Origin of the sequence: Candidatus Palauibacter sp. (genome assembly GCF_965197445.1) — a bacterium.
GTDB lineage: Bacteria > Gemmatimonadota > Gemmatimonadetes > Palauibacterales > Palauibacteraceae > Palauibacter.
The window spans coordinates 291946-306577 of sequence record NZ_CBDANE010000004.1; the positions used below are offsets into that span (position 1 = coordinate 291946).

Annotated in this window: 13 protein-coding genes; 9 read left to right on the forward strand and 4 right to left on the reverse strand. The window is 68.9% G+C overall.

Going from position 1 to position 14632, the window contains the following annotated elements; all coding sequences use genetic code 11:
* The first annotated feature begins 7 nt into the window (after window positions 1-7).
* The 3 genes from ACN9M6_RS05060 to rseP are packed head-to-tail and all read left to right on the forward strand — an operon-like array spanning window position 8 to window position 3178.
* The gene (locus ACN9M6_RS05060) at window positions 8-862 is read left to right on the forward strand and encodes a phosphatidate cytidylyltransferase (protein ID WP_419161831.1); all 855 of its coding nucleotides are present in this window, start codon (window positions 8-10) and stop codon (window positions 860-862) included.
* Window positions 863-875: 13 nt separating this feature from the next.
* Window positions 876-2072 (forward strand): 1-deoxy-D-xylulose-5-phosphate reductoisomerase, encoded by a 1197-nt coding sequence (gene dxr, locus ACN9M6_RS05065; RefSeq protein WP_419161832.1) that lies wholly within the window; start codon window positions 876-878, stop codon window positions 2070-2072.
* Window positions 2069-3178 (forward strand): RIP metalloprotease RseP, encoded by a 1110-nt coding sequence (rseP, locus tag ACN9M6_RS05070; RefSeq protein ID WP_419161833.1) that lies wholly within the window; start codon window positions 2069-2071, stop codon window positions 3176-3178. Before dxr ends, rseP begins: the two co-directional genes overlap by 4 nt.
* Here the strand turns inward: rseP and ACN9M6_RS05075 are convergent.
* From ACN9M6_RS05075 to ACN9M6_RS05085, 3 genes are read right to left on the reverse strand one after another with little or no spacing between them, the layout of a single operon-like run.
* On the reverse strand, window positions 3171-4025 hold the full coding sequence (locus ACN9M6_RS05075) for an MBL fold metallo-hydrolase (protein ID WP_419161834.1): 855 nt from the start codon (window positions 4023-4025) through the stop codon (window positions 3171-3173). The two genes, rseP and ACN9M6_RS05075, sit on opposite strands and share 8 nt — an antisense overlap.
* A complete protein-coding gene (locus tag ACN9M6_RS05080) occupies window positions 4022-5227 on the reverse strand; it encodes a putative sugar nucleotidyl transferase (protein WP_419161835.1) in 1206 nt (401 codons plus the stop codon). The genes ACN9M6_RS05075 and ACN9M6_RS05080 overlap by 4 nt, the downstream gene beginning before the upstream one ends.
* The gene (locus ACN9M6_RS05085) at window positions 5224-6273 is read right to left on the reverse strand and encodes a mannose-1-phosphate guanylyltransferase (RefSeq protein ID WP_419161836.1); all 1050 of its coding nucleotides are present in this window, start codon (window positions 6271-6273) and stop codon (window positions 5224-5226) included. The genes ACN9M6_RS05080 and ACN9M6_RS05085 overlap by 4 nt, the downstream gene beginning before the upstream one ends.
* 124 nt (window positions 6274-6397) lie before the next feature.
* Here ACN9M6_RS05085 and ACN9M6_RS05090 point away from each other — a divergent pair, with 124 nt between their 5' ends.
* From ACN9M6_RS05090 to ACN9M6_RS05105, 4 genes are read left to right on the forward strand one after another with little or no spacing between them, the layout of a single operon-like run.
* Entirely contained in the window at window positions 6398-7006 is a 609-nt protein-coding gene (locus tag ACN9M6_RS05090; protein ID WP_419161837.1) for a hypothetical protein, read from the forward strand.
* Between the two features lie 35 nt (window positions 7007-7041).
* Complete coding sequence (gene serS / locus ACN9M6_RS05095) at window positions 7042-8364, forward strand: serine--tRNA ligase (protein WP_419161838.1); 1323 nt, start codon at window positions 7042-7044, stop codon at window positions 8362-8364.
* Window positions 8361-9590, forward strand: coding sequence for a sensor histidine kinase (locus ACN9M6_RS05100; protein ID WP_419161839.1), 1230 nt, complete (start codon window positions 8361-8363; stop codon window positions 9588-9590). Before serS ends, ACN9M6_RS05100 begins: the two co-directional genes overlap by 4 nt.
* On the forward strand, window positions 9587-11890 hold the full coding sequence (locus ACN9M6_RS05105; RefSeq protein WP_419161840.1) for an ATP-dependent helicase: 2304 nt from the start codon (window positions 9587-9589) through the stop codon (window positions 11888-11890). The genes ACN9M6_RS05100 and ACN9M6_RS05105 overlap by 4 nt, the downstream gene beginning before the upstream one ends.
* Before the next feature lie 10 nt (window positions 11891-11900).
* Here ACN9M6_RS05105 and ACN9M6_RS05110 read toward each other — a convergent pair whose 3' ends face one another.
* Window positions 11901-12368: a hypothetical protein gene (locus tag ACN9M6_RS05110; protein WP_419161841.1), complete on the reverse strand. Its 468-nt coding sequence runs from the start codon at window positions 12366-12368 to the stop codon at window positions 11901-11903.
* Window positions 12369-12523: 155 nt separating this feature from the next.
* Here ACN9M6_RS05110 and murA point away from each other — a divergent pair, with 155 nt between their 5' ends.
* Window positions 12524-13810, forward strand: coding sequence for a UDP-N-acetylglucosamine 1-carboxyvinyltransferase (murA, locus tag ACN9M6_RS05115; protein WP_419161842.1), 1287 nt, complete (start codon window positions 12524-12526; stop codon window positions 13808-13810).
* Entirely contained in the window at window positions 13810-14625 is an 816-nt protein-coding gene (locus ACN9M6_RS05120) for a polyphenol oxidase family protein (protein WP_419161843.1), read from the forward strand. Before murA ends, ACN9M6_RS05120 begins: the two co-directional genes overlap by 1 nt.
* Window positions 14626-14632: the final 7 nt, after the last annotated feature.

A 14632-nucleotide genomic window follows, 5' to 3' on the forward strand; every position in this document is an offset into this window, starting at 1 on the left:
TCGCGCCGTGAACACAAACCTGGGCAAGCGGCTGATCGTTGCCGGCGTGGGTGTTCCGCTCTGCGTGCTGGTCACCTACGCCGGTGGGTACGTGTTCGTGGCCGGCCTCGGTGCCGTCGCCGCGATCGGGTATCGGGAACTGGCGACGATGATCCGCGCGTCCGGACCCCCCGTGTTCGTCGCCTCCGGCGCGGTCGCGGCGTTCCTGTTCCCTGCGGTCGTGTTCATGGGTCGGCTCGAAGGGGCCGCGATCTACGCGGCCGTCCTGTTGCTGACGTTTTCGGCCCTCGCGATCGCGACCGTCGATCTGGCCGACAAGCCGATCAGGAGTGCGGCCTGCACGACGTTCGGCGTGATGTACATCGGAGGTCTCCTCGGATTCGCCATCCCCCTCCGCGAAGGCTGGATTCCGCTCGCGCCCATGGACGGGATCACCGCCGGCCGGATACCCGGAACTCTGCTCTTTTTCCTTCCCGTGACCATCACCTGGCTCGCCGACACGGCCGCGTATGTCGGCGGCCGGGCCCTGGGCAAGCGACCGCTCGCGCCTCGCGTGAGCCCCAACAAGACGATCGCCGGGGCCGTGTGTGCCCTGCTTGCGGGCCTCGTCGTCGCGATCCTCTATCCGCGACTCCTGCTTCCGGACGTGTGGACGCTGGATCTGGTCCGCACGCTCGGGTTCGGACTCGCGGTCGCAGGCCTCGCGATCGTTGGAGACCTGGTGGAATCGGCTCTCAAGCGCGAATGTGGCGCGAAGGACTCGTCCAGCCTGCTGCCGGGGCACGGCGGGCTGCTGGACCGGCTCGATTCCGTGCTGTGGGCGCTGCCGGCGGCGTTCCTCTTCCTCGCCCTCGCCGGATGAGGGGAGGGACAGGTTGAAGCGCGTCGCCATCCTCGGCGCCACCGGGTCCGTGGGTGAGGCGACCCTCCGGGTCATACGTCGTCACACGGACCGCTTCCGGGTCGGGGTTCTGACCGCGAACCGCCGGTGGGAGGCTCTCGACGCGCTCGCGCTCGAATGGGATCCCGAGTTCGTCGTCCTGGGAACGGAGCCGCCGGACGGCTTCGCGCCTCGCTGGTCGGGAGAATGGCGAACCGGTCCGGGCGCGCTGGAGGGTGCGGCCAGGACTCGGGGCGTCGATCTCGTGCTCAACGCGCTCGTGGGGTTCGCCGGGCTCGGCCCCACTCTGGCAGCCCTCGGGGCGGGGAAGCGGCTGGCTCTGGCGAACAAGGAGTCTCTCGTGGCGGGGGGGAAACTCGTGGTCCGCGCACTCCGCGAGGGAGGGGGCGAGTTGCTGCCGGTCGACAGCGAGCACTCGGCGGTGCATCAGTGCCTCGACGGGCGCCCCGTGTCGGAGGTCGCGCGGATCACGCTGACCGCCTCGGGCGGTCCGTTTCGGACCTGGCCGGCGCCGAGGCTCGCCGAGGTCCGACCGGCGGATGCGCTGAGTCATCCCACATGGTCCATGGGATCCAAGATCACCATCGACTCCGCCACGCTTGCGAACAAGGCGCTGGAGGTCATCGAGGCCCATATACTGTTCGGCCTTCCATACGAGCGGATCGACGTGGTCGTGCACCCGACGTCCATCATCCATTCCGTGGTGGAGTTTCACGACGGCTCCTCGCTCGCCCAGCTGGGCCGACCCTCGATGGAGATCCCCATCCTGTGGGCTCTTGGCTATCCGGAACGGCTGGAGGACCCGCGGGTGGAGCCCGGCTTCGATCCCCTGCGCGATGGGCCGCTGGAGTTCGAGCCCGTGCGCGAAGATGTGTTCCCGCTCTTCCGGGCGGGGGTCGCGGCGGGGAAGGCGGGAGGCGAGTTTCCCGTGGCCTTCAACGCGGCCAACGAAGTCGCCGTCGAGAGCTTTCTCTCTGGCCGCATCGGCTTCCAGGAACTCGCCGGGGTCGTGATCCGTACCCTGGAACAGTTCTCGTCGCGTCCCATCAGTTCCGTGGAGGACGCGCGGCACGTTGACGCCCGGGCCCGCAGTGTGGCCCGCAAATCGGCGAGGGGAATGGGGTCCGGGGACGCAGAGCCGCGGACCGAAGAATCGGAGACTACTGAGTGATCATCACCATCCTGGTAACCGTCCTCGTCCTGGGCGTACTGATCTTCGTGCACGAACTGGGGCACTTCGCTGCGGCGAAGAGCGTCGGCATCGACGTTCCGAGGTTCTCGATCGGTCTCGGTCCGAAGATGCTGGGCTTCCGGCGCGGAGAGACCGAGTACGTGCTCTCGTGGATCCCCCTCGGCGGCTATGTGAAAATGGCCGGGATGGCCGACGAGGAAATCACCTCGAAGCTCGAGGGAGGTGGAGACGATCGGCCCGGGACGGCAGGACATCCAGTGCCGGGCAGCTCGCCACGCGATTTCGACGCGAAGCCATTCCCGGCGCGCGTGCTCGTGATCTCGGCGGGTGTGATCATGAACTGGCTCTTCGCCGTCGTGGCGTTCGCGGCGATTGCCATGGGTCGCGGGGTCCTCGAGCCGCGGATTGTAGAGGTCGAGGAGGGGTCGCCCGCTGCCGAGGCCGGTCTTCGGAGCGAGGATCTGATCAAGAGGGTGGACGGAGTGTCGGTCCGCGATCCGACCCAGGTGACCATGCGCATCGAACGCAGGGCCGGCGAGGCCGTCGACATCCTCGTCGACCGCGACGGGCAGGATCTCACCTTTGTCGCGACCCCGGACGCGGTCGAGCAGTACTCGGACATCACCGGCGAATCCAGAACCGTGGGGCGCATCGGCATTCGGATCGGCGCCGATGGCGGACGGGCGGGGCCCATCGAGGCGTTGGGTCGAGGCTGGTCCAACGCGGCCTACTGGGGAGGCGCGGTGGTCCAGTTCCTGGCCGATCTGGTCACGGGACGCAGCTCGGCGCGCGAAGTCGGCGGCCCGATCCTGATCGGGGAGATCTCCGGCCGCGCCGCGCGCGCCGGATTCTGGGAACTCCTCGGCTTCATGGCGATCATCAGCATCAACCTCGCCGTCTTCAATCTGCTGCCGATCCCGGTGCTTGACGGGGGGCATCTCCTGTTCCTCGGGATCGAGGGCGTGCGCGGGAGGGCGCTGACCATCGAACAGCGCGTGCGGTTCACCACGGTGGGTATGGTCTTCGTGGTCGCGCTCATGCTGTGGGCCGTGGGTAACGACATCCTGAGGGTGGTCCTCAGGTAGAGGCCTTCGGCCCGGGCCCCGTGAAGAGGGACAACTGCGCGCCGTCGGCCCGATCCCTCACGAGCTCCACCACGTTGTAGCGGGGGCTGGGGGCGTCCTGCCCGGCGGCTTCCAGGAGCCCGCGGAATTTCGATCGAGCGAGCCCGTCGGCGACCCGATCGAGCGCGAGATCCGGATCGTTACATTCCTGACTCAGGTGGGCGAGCAGGATGCCGCCCAGCCCCGGGTGGGCCAGCTCGCGCGCGAAGTCCGCCGCATGGCGGTTCGACAGGTGCCCGCGGCTGCCCCCGATCCGCTGCTTCACCCGCCACGGATAGGAGGCTGCCCGGAGCCGGCGCTCGTCGTGGTTCGCTTCCAGGATGAGGAAGGCGCAGTCGCGAAGGGCGGCGCGGACGGGGGTGGTGGGTCTCCCGAGATCCGTAGCGATGCCGGCCCGCAGTCCGGTAGGCCGGTGGAGGACCGTGATCGCCACCGGCGCCGCCGCATCGTGGTGGGTCGGCGCGGTCTCAATGGTGAGGTCACCGACATCGAGACCGAGGGGAGGCAGCTCCTCGCACGCCTCTCGCCCGCGCAGCAGCGGCCCACACGCGGTGCGGGTCCGCGCGTTCATGGCGAGGCGCCAGCCCCAGCGGCGAGCGCCGATGCCGATCCCGGCCGAATGGTCCCGGTGCTCGTGCGTCAACACGACCATATCGATGGCTTCGGGCTCCACGTCCAGGGTCTCCAGTCGACGCGCGAGCTGCACCCCGGAAAAACCGGCGTCGACCAGCACGCGGGCGTTCCCGGCTTCGACCAGGAACGCGTTGCCGCGGCTGCCCGTGCCGAGGGAGGCGACGGAGAAGGTCACGGCCCGCCGGCCTCGTTCCAGATGTCCCCGAGCCAGTCTCGAAACCGCGAGTCGGCCTCGATGCCGCGCCTCGCGGCGACGCGGACCGCGGTGGCGATGAAGTCGGCGCGGCGGACGCGCTCCAGCGTCCGGCCTCCTCCCCACGAGAACGGTTCGACCCATTTGGGCGGCATGTCCGCCCCGAACAGACTCGAGCCCGCACCAATGATTGTGCCGGTGTCGAGGCGCGTCCCGATCCCGGTCTTGACGTGATCGCCCAGCAGACAGCCGAACTTGACCAGCCGGGTGTCCGTCCGGGCGTCCGGCGGACCCACGCGGATCGATCCGTAGGTGTGCTTCAGGTCACTGTTCGTGGTCATCGCTCCCAGGTTGACCCAGCGCCCGAGATACGCATGCCCGAGGAATCCGTCATGGGGTTTGTTCGAGTATCCCAGCACCGTGACGCTGTCGACCTCACCGCACACGAACGAGAACGGGCCTCCCGAGAAGCGGGAGATTGCGCCCCCGAGAAGTCTTGAGTGGGATCCCGCGTACAGAGGTCCGGCCAGGCGCGTGCCGGTCGCTATCTCGACCCGGGCACCGAGTTCAATCGGGCCTTCCCTTGTGTCGAAGAGCACACCCGGTTCCACCCGCACGTCTTCTCCGAACCGGATCGGGGCCTCGCCCAGCTGCCAGCAGCCGCCCGGCAGTTCCTGCACTCCCGTCGCGGGGGTCGCCGCCAGGTCCGCGGCCAGACGGCTGGGGCCGGCGGACACGAGGTCCCATGGATGGTGCAGCCAATCGCCGGGCACCGCGCGGTCGGCGAGTCCGGGCACGGGGTCGGGTGCGGCGAACCAGTCCGGTCGCGGCGGAGGCGCGCCGGCGGCAAGGTTGACGCCCGCCAGCCGTCCGGCGACCCAGAGGTTGGCGGGCGCTGGGTCCCACGCCGCGTCGAGCGCCGGAACAGCCCGTGAACTCCAGTAGCTACAGGCGTCGGGCAATCCGTCGAGTCCGCCGGGATCGAGGGCCGGGGGCGCCCCGGCCTCTACGAACCGGGACAGCCAGGGGCGGGTCACGTGGCCCGCCAAACGTGTGCCGGCGAGCCGCTCCAGCCGCTCCCGCAAGGTCCAGCGCCCGTGGAGGAGTTCGCCGCACGGTCGGGTGAGTGAGAAAGGAGCCCAGCCGTCGGCCTGCGAGTCGTCGAACAGGAAGAGCGCGGTCACGGCTCCCGGTCGTCAGGAGGCTCGCCGGCCTCGTCAATCTGCCGCAGGTGGCTGTCGAGGCGCGCGGCTTCCTCCCGAGGCATCACGAGCAACTCGCCGTTCGCCTCCGCGATCACGAGGTCGGAGACGCCGATGACCGTCGCCCGGCGCGTCTCCGTCCACACCACGTTGCCGGTCGCATCGAGCAGACGCGCGGAACCGACGACCGAGTTGCCCGCTTCGTCCGTGCCGCGCCCGCGGGGAAGGGCGCCCCAGACGCCCAGGTCATCCCACGCGAAGTTCGCCTCGACCGTCGCCACGCGATCCGCCCGTTCCATGACACACACATCGATGGAGACGGGCTCGGCGCGTTCGAAGAAGGTCCGCTCGTCCCCGCGTTCCAGAGCCGGCCAGCCTGCCGTCAGTTCACGCGCCTGACTGCGGGCCACCTCGAGCAGATCGGCCGCTCGCCAGACGAAGATCCCGGAGTTCCAGAGGGATTGCCCGGAGTCCAGATACGCCTCGGCCGTCGCGGCGTCGGGCTTCTCCACGAAGCGTGTGACTTCGCGCGCCCCCGCAGCAATCTCGCGTCCGGTCTCGACGTAGCCGAAACCGGTCTCGGGTCGGTCCGGGCGCACCCCGACGCAGCACAGGTATCCGTCCCGGGCGGCTTCGAGGGCAGGTCCGAGCGTCTCGAACAGCCCCCTCGCCGGGGAGATCCGATGATCCGCGTGCATCGAGATCATCAGAGCTCCGGGATCGGCCCGCTCGATCTCGCTCGCGGCCCACACGAGCGCGGGCCCCGTTCCACGCGCTCGCGGCTCGATCAGGGTGTCGACCCCCGCAGCCTCCAGACTCGACCGCATGAGGCGAGCCAACCGCGGGGGGGCGACGACGCGAACCCGGTCCGCCCCCACGAGTCCGACGGCGCGCGCCAGTGTCTCGTCGATCAGGGGAACGGGGCTCGCGAGGGGCAGGAACTGCTTGGGTCGGTCCGGGGTGGAGGCGGGCCAGAAGCGACGTCCGATCCCGCCCGCGAGGACCGCGCAATACGCCTTGAAGTGCACCGACAAGGCCTCCCTCCCATCCTCCGTACCGCCCCGTCTCGTGCGCCGGGAAACTCCCCGTCGCGGGTCGGCCACGACGCGGCCAAGCTATGTTCGGGCCTTGCCCCGCGCCACGTCCGTTTTCTTGCCCGAGGCCCCGGCGAGCGCCAGTTTCCGCGCCATGCTGCCCCGGAACCCCATCCTGCACGCCCGGCTCCTTGCCGCGCTGGTTTTCACGCTCGCCACGCTCGCCTGTGATGATCCGTTCGCGGCGTTCCTCGGCGACGTGCCGCTCGCGCCGACGGAAGTCACGCTGTACGACTACGTGACCGCGCGTCTCGAGGATCCGCCCGCCTTTGACGTCGTGCTCGCGATTCCGGCACGGGTCGACCAGACGCTGAACTGGGATTTCCTGTTTCAGATCCGGGGCGGAGTACCGGAGCTGGTTCCTTTCTCCGCGGCCACGGACAGCGTGACCGACTCAGGTCTGCGGATCACGAGCGAGAGGTTCGAGGCCCTGCTCGAGGCGCCCGAGGACGGGTATACGCTGAACGCCCCGGTCACGGTCCGGGCCGGCGACGTCCTCATCGCCCGCAGCCGCGTCGATCCAACCCAGTTCCTCGCCTGCAGCAGGTATGCCAAGCTCCACATCCTGGCCATCGATCCCGACGAGGGGACGATCACCTTCCGGCATCTTGCGAACCCGAACTGCGGCGACACGGTGCTCGAACCCGGACAACACGGCTCATTGTGATGCCCGGCCCGTCAGGTCCCGGACCCGCGTAGACCATGCTCGACCTCAAAGTGCTGCGCGATGATAGCGCGCGCGTGCTCGCCGCCATGCGACGCCGTGGCGACGAACGGGCCATGCGGCTCGTGGAGGAGACCCTGGGAGCCGACGAACTGCGCCGGCGCCTCATCCGCAGGGTGGAGGCCCTCAAGGCGGAGCGGAACGCGGCATCGAAGGCCATCGGAGAGGCGAAGAAGAGCGGCGAGGACGCGTCGGCTCAGATCGAGGCGATGCGCACCGTGGCCGGCCGGATCAAGGCCCTGGACGCCGATCTCGCGGGCGCGGAAACCGCCATTCGGGACAAGCTCCTGCAGATCCCCAACCTGCCCGACCCGCGCGTGCCACCGGGCGAAGAAGGGGAGGGACCGACGGTCGCGGCGTGGGGCGCCCCGCGAAAGGACGCTGTCCCTCCGCACTGGGTGCTCGGCGCGACCCACGGGTATCGGGATCCCGGCAGCGCCCGCCTTCCGGGAGGCCGGACACCGTCGCTGGACACTGAGCGCGGGGCGAAAATCGCGGGCACGGGCTTCCCCCTGCTCGTCGGAGGAGGGGCTCGCCTCAGCCGGGCACTCGTCCAGTTCATGCTGGACCTGCACGTCCGCGAGCACGGATATCTGGAGATCCTGCCCCCGCTCCTCGTCTCGCGCGACTCGATGACGGGCACCGGACACATCCCGAAGTTCGAGGATGATGCCTATCGGACGGATCCCGACGACCTTTTTCTCGTGCCCACTGCCGAGGTTCCCCTCACGAACCTGCACCGGGGCGAGATCCTGGCGGACGAGGATCTGCCGCTCGCCTACACAGCCCACACCCCGTGCTTCAGGCGGGAAGCCGGCGCCGCGGGGCGCGACACCCGCGGGCTCCTGCGCGTGCATCAGTTCGACAAGGTGGAGATCGTCCGCATCTGTCGACCCGAGGAGTCGGAGGAGCAACTGGAGCTGCTTACCCGCCACGCCGAGCGCGTGCTCGAGCTCCTCGAGGTGCCCTACCGCCGCGTACTGCTTCCGCTGGCAGATCTCGGGTTCGCGAACTCGATCACCTACGATCTGGAGATCTGGGCCCCCGGCGTGGGAGCGTGGCTGGAGGTGTCGAGCTGTTCATCGTACGGGGCCTTTCAGGCGCGGCGAGCCGACATCCGGTTCCGGCCCCGCCCCGGCGCGCGCCCCGTGTATCCGCACACGCTCAACGGCTCGGCTCTTGCGGTAGCCCGGCTCCTCGTCGTCCTGCTTGAGACCGGCTTTCGCGAGGGCAAAGGGATTCTGCTGCCGGAGATCCTTCACCCCTACCTCGGTTTCCAGCGGCTTGAGCTCTGCCGGTGATCCGGCTCTGGAACCGGCGCGTCGGCGCCCTCCTGGTCGCGATCCTGTCCTCCGGCGTTCTGCTGTCGTTCGTCGTGTTTTCCAGACAGCAGGCAGAGGAGCGCCGGCTGGACGCGGCAGTCTTCGGGCAGTTGCGGGCCATCAGCATCGCGACCGCGGCCGGCAACCTCTCGGTGGAGGAGGTTAACGACCTCTGGAACGCAGCCTCCGGCGAGGTCGTCATCCAGGTTACGCGACTAGAGATCCCCGTCGTGCTCACGGACACACTGGGAAACCCGACCAGTTCGGCGCACCTGCCGGAGGATTTTCCGCGGGGACCGACCGGCGAGGCCGACGAACAGGCACTGCGTGCCTTCGCCGCGGAACTTGATGAGATCCGGCCTCACCTCGAGGTGCCCGGACTCCGGATACACGTCGGCGATCCGGAGTTTCTGCGTCGCCTGAGATTGATTCCGTGGTTGCAGGCAGCTGCACTCCTGGTCGTCGTCGGCAGCGGCGTGTGGCTCCTCGTCACCTCCTTCAGGAGCGAACGGGAACGGATCTGGTCGGCCATGGCGCGGGAGTCGGCCCACCAGATGGGGACCCCCCTCAGCTCACTCGTCGGGTGGCTCGAAGTCCTTGAAGCGCGGCCGCGTCCCATGACCACGGAGGTGGGCCAACCCGACCTCATCGACGAGATGGCCGCTGATGTGAGCCGTCTGCAGAAGGTGTCCCGGAGGTTCGAACTCATCGGCCACAAGCCGAAGCTGCAACCGGTGTCGGTTCGTGCCACGGTCGTCCATCTCAGGCAGTACTTCGAGGCGCGCCTCCCGACACTCGCGCGTACGCGCAAGATCGATATCGAGGTGAGCATCGAGGCCGATGCCCCGAGAGTCCTCGGGAACGCGACCCTCCTGGAATGGGCCTTCGAGAACCTGATCAAGAACGCCGTGGACGCGCTGGCCTCCGATGGCGGGCGGATCGTGATTTCCCATCTGGGGCCGAACGGCCGGCGGTCGGTCTATCGGGTCCGCGACACCGGACCCGGGATCCCCCCCGCGCTTCGCAACAAGATCTTCGACATCGGTGTCACGACGAAGGAGAGCGGCTGGGGCGTCGGGCTCTCGCTCGCCCGCCGCATCATCGAGGACATGCACGACGGCTCCATCAAGCTGGAAGATGCCCCGCGGGGCGCGAGCTTCCGGATCGAACTGCCCCGTCACCGGCCGCGGAAACCGGGCTCGTGAGCGGACTCAGGCTCAACCCGGAGCAGAGGGAAGCCGTAGAGCACCGCGAAGGGCCGCTGCTCGTGCTTGCGGGGGCCGGCTCCGGAAAGACGAGAGTGCTCACCGCCCGCGCCGCCCGCCTGATCGAGTACGGGCTGGAGCCGACCCGTCTCCTCGCCGTCACGTTCACGAACAAGGCGGCCGGCGAGATGCGGGAGCGGATCGAGGGGCTGATCGGCCGTTCGACGCGAGGCCTCTGGATCGGGACCTTCCACTCGATCGCCGCGCGACTCCTGCGGATCGAAGCGCCGCATACGTCCCGTACGCGCGCCTTCACGATCTACGATGAAGACGATTCCGTCCGGACGGTGAAGGACGTGATGGTGTCGGTGGGTTACGATCCGAAGCGCTGGTCGCCACGCGCGGTGCGCGGCCGGATCTCAACCGCGAAGAACGCCCTCGTGGGACCTGCGGAGTACGCGTCGGAAACCTTCGATCTGCTCACGGACGTGATCACCAAGGTCTATCCCGCGTACCAGCGCGAACTGGAGCGCCGGAACGCCTACGACTTCGACGATCTCCTGTTCGAGACCGTCCGGCTTCTGGAGAAGGCTGAAGGAGTGCAGGAACGATACAGTGCCCGCTTCGAGCACGTACTCGTGGATGAATATCAGGACACGAACCACGCCCAGTATCGGATCGTGAAGGCGCTGGCCGCGACTCACCGCAATCTCTGTGTGGTCGGGGACGATGATCAGGCCGTGTACGGCTGGAGGGGCGCGGACATCCGGAACATCCTCGACTTCGAGGCTGACTTCAGTGGAGCCCATGTAGTACGGCTGGAACAGAACTACCGCTCCACCGGGTCGATCCTCGAGGTGGCGAACGCCGTCATCTCGCAGAACCTGGCGAGAAAACCGAAGCGACTGAGGACTCGGCGCGAGACCGGAGACCCCATCCAGGTCGTGCGCTGCGGCGATGAGCGTGCCGAGGCGGGGTGGGTGTCGTCAGAGATCGGGACGGAGCGCGCGGTCCGAGGACTGAACGAATTCGCGGTGCTGTACCGAACGAACGCCCAGTCCCGTGCGTTCGAGGAGGCGTTCCGGCGGCGGGGCCTCCCCTACCGCATCGTGGGGGGCGTTCCGTTCTACGAGCGCCGCGAGGTAAAGGACGTCATCGCCTACCTGCGGCTGCTTGTGAATCCGGCGGACGATGTCGCGTTCCTGCGTGCGGTGGGCTGGCCGCGGCGGGGCGTCGGAGCGAAGAGTATCGAGCGCCTCGCTGCGCTCGCCGTCCTCCGGGACGAGCCGCTGGCTCTGGCCGCGGCACGGGTCGGCCAGGGTGACGGGATCCCCCGGGCTGCCTTGCGAGGTCTGGGGCGGTTCACGGACGCGCTGCGGGAGGTGCAGGTGTCGCTGGCTGACTGCACCGCAAGGGAGGCGATGGAGAACTGTGTCGCGACCTTCGGCCTCGCGACGGCGCTCGCGGAGGAAGAGGACGGACCGGACCGCCTGGAGAATGTTAGCGAACTGTTCGCCGCGGCCGAGGCGTTCGAGCGCGACGACGCGGAGGATGCGATCGAGGAGGCCACCGACCTCGAGCTGTTCCTTCAGTCCGTGTCGCTCCGGTCGGATCTCGACGAGGCGGACTTCGACGGTGAGGCCGTGACCCTCATCACGCTCCACAACGCGAAAGGACTCGAATTCCCGGTCGTCTACCTCGCGGGGCTCGAGGAAGGACTCTTTCCGCTCTCGAGGGCCGTCGAGACGCCCGGCGGGCTGGAGGAGGAACGGCGTCTGTTCTACGTGGGCGTGACCCGTGCCATGGACCGTCTGAGCCTGACCTACGCGGACCAGCGGTGGCGCGCCGGCATGGCGAGTCGTTCCGCCCCCTCGAGCTTCCTCGATGAACTGCCCGCCGAACACGTTCATCCGCGACTCGCACGCCCGACGTGGGGCGGCTCCCGGCCGACCCGGAGCGGCCCCCCGGGATCCGGGCGACGGGCGTTCGGAGGTGGTGTCCCGTCAGGCTGGTCGCTCCCGGCGCCGGACGAGCCATCCTTCGCCTGGAGGCGGGACGCGACGAAGGGGTCAGGCCGCGAACCCGGGTCTGGCACACCGGGCGAACTCGAGTACGATTTCGAGGACTCCCAGGTGCCACTGGCGCTGGCGCCGGGCGTCCGCGTGATGCACCCCCGATTCGGTACGGGAGAGATCCTGCAGGTGCACGGGTACGGTCGGGAGGCGAAGGCCGACATCGACTTCGACGACGCCGGCCGCAAGAGGGTCGTCGTCGCCTACGCGGGGCTGCGTCCGGCCTGAGTCCGGCGGCTCAGCCTTTCCGGCGGTCCCCAATCGCGCGTTTCATCTGCTTTGCGGCCGACACTGTGCGGCTTCCGCGCCGGAACCCGCGCAGGAGCGAGGCCGTGGTGACGAACGTTTCCTCCGCCTCCTCCTGGACGATCTGAAGCAGCGCCGCGACCTCGACGACGCGTTCTTCGACGAGGTCCACCATGCGGCCGGTCGATTCGCTGGCGCTCCGGAGGGTTCGGCCCACGTCGTCGGCGTCCGTCTTCAGCCGCGCCGCGATCCGGCGGGCCTGCTCACTCGCCTGTTCGACGTTGCCCAGAACTGGCTTCAGACGCTCGTTCAGGTCGCCGACAGTGCCGGACACGCGCCTCAGCGGCTCCCGGGCCTCCCGCAGGAGCCGGATCGCGTACAGGAGGCCGACGAGGATCGCCACCGCAACGACGATCCATAGTGCCATGCCGACAACGATCGCGATCTCGTACGTGCTCACTGCCGCTCCTTCGAGGGAGAGTCGGAGGAGAGTATAGGTCTGGCTCCCGAGGCGCTCAACATCGTTTGCCCCCTTCTGCCGGCTGGCTACTTTGGCGCGGCGGATATGGCGGCCCGGGTCGGGAGCCGCGCCAGGGACGGGCGGGAGGACGAACGATGCACTTTCGGATCGAAGGCGGACACGAGCTGAGCGGCGTGTTCACACCCGCCGGCAACAAGAACGCCGCTCTACCGATCCTCGCGGGGGTACTGCTCACTCGCGAGCCCGTCCGCCTGGAGAACGTCCCGCGAATCCGCGATGTGGAGACCCTCCTCTCGCTTCTCGCGAGCATGGGTGTGGAGGGCGGCTGGACAGGTCCGGGAGTCCTCGAGTTGAGCGCCGCCGATCTGGGTCCCGGCCGCAGCCTCGACCCCGAACTTGCCGGGCGCATCCGCGGCTCGGTCCTGCTGGCGGGTCCGCTGCTGGCGCGTCTGGGTGCGTTTCAACTCCTGCAGCCCGGCGGCGACTTCATCGGCCGGCGGCGCCTCGACACGCACATGCTTGCGTTGCAGGCGCTCGGCGCGTCGGTTGACATCGGGGACCGCTATCTCCTTCGGACCCCCGGGCTCATGGGCGCTTCGATCTTCCTCGACGAGCCTTCCGTCACAGGCACCGAGAACGCCGTCCTCGCGGCGGTGACGGCCCGGGGAACGACCGAACTCCGGAACGCCGCAACCGAGCCTCACGTGCAGGATCTGTGCCGCTTTCTCGCCACGCTCGGGGCCCGGATCGAGGGGATAGGGACGCCACGGCTGCTGATCGAAGGGGTGGAGGCGCTCGGTGGCGGCACCTTCCGGATCGGGTCCGACCACATCGAGATCGGAAGCGTGATCGGCCTTGCGGCGGCGACGGGTTCGACTCTCGGCATTGCGGGCGTGGACCGAATCCATTTCGATCCGCTTCGGGTCGGGTTCCAGCGGCTGGGCGTGGAATTCGAGTGGCGCGACGCTCACCTCATCGTACGCGGCGCCGGCGAACTCGAGATCCAGCCGGATCTCGGCGGCCAGATTCCCAAGATCGACGACGGGCCGTGGCCGGCCTTTCCCGCCGACCTGATCAGCATCGCCCTGGTGGCCGCGACCCAGTGCCGGGGCACCGTTCTCATGCACGAGAAGATGTTCGAGTCGCGGATGTTTTTCGTGGACAAGGTGATCGCGATGGGCGCCAGGATCGTCCTCTGTGATCCGCACAGGGCCGTCGTGGTGGGACCGTCTCCCCTGAGAGGAGCGACGCTGGAGAGTCCGGACATCCGTGCGGGAATGGCGCTCCTGATCGCGGCCCTGGCGGCGCGGGGGACGAGCCGCGTGCACAACATCGGCCAGATCGAGCGTGGGTACGAGCGAATTCACGAGCGTCTGGGCGCGCTCGGCGCGCGGATCGCGCGCGTTGGGTCGGACGGCTGATGACACCCCTGCGGGAAAGGCCGGCCACAGCACCGCGGGAGGTTCTCGCGGCACGGGAGCTCGACGGGCTTCAGGTCGCGGAGACGCTCGTGGATGGCCTGCTGCGGCTGACCGCGTGGGAGGCGCTGGATCCGGCGCTCGTCTGCGGGGTCACGACGGCTGCGCACGGAGACTACTGCGTCGTTGGGGAGGCATCGGCTCGCGTCGCGACGGTCTACGCGGAACTGGCCCGCGGGCTCGGCTTCGACTACGTCTCCGTACCGACGCAGGTCCACGGAACCCGGATCCGCGAGGTCTCATACGACCCCCTCCGCGATGCCACCGCCCCGTTCGTCGCGCAGGTCGGTCACCTAGATGGGCAGTTCACCGCCGAAAGGGGCTGTCTCCTGGCCGCCACGGCGGCGGATTGCGTTCCCGTCTATCTCTGGCGTCGTACGAGCCGACAGGTCGGATTGATCCACGCAGGGTGGCGGGGTACAGCGGCGGGGATTCTGGGCCGCGCGCTGGCCCGCCTCGGGCGACGCGGCGACGGCGCCGGTCCGGCGCTACGTGTCCACCTGGGCCCTGCCATCTGCGGGCGTTGTTACGAAGTGGACACCCCGGTCCTCAAGGCCTTCGGCTTCGCGGGCGAGCGAGCCAGGCTGGATTTGCGCGGTCTGCTCTCCGCGCAGGCGGTCGCGGCCGGGGTAGATCGGGCCGCCATTTCAAGCTCTCGCCACTGCACTGCGTGCGGTCCGGCGCGGCTGCATTCGCACCGGGCGAGTGGGGGGATCGCGGGTCGCATGGCCGCGTTTGTGGGGCTCCGACACGGCTGAGCGGGAC

Coding starts and splice junctions, on each gene's coding strand:
- serS (WP_419161838.1), top strand. CDS start 7,042: ATGCTCGACCTCAAAGTGCTGCGCGATGATAGCGCGCGCGTGCTCGCC.
- murA (WP_419161842.1), top strand. CDS start 12,524: ATGCACTTTCGGATCGAAGGCGGACACGAGCTGAGCGGCGTGTTCACA.
- ACN9M6_RS05120 (WP_419161843.1), top strand. CDS start 13,810: ATGACACCCCTGCGGGAAAGGCCGGCCACAGCACCGCGGGAGGTTCTC.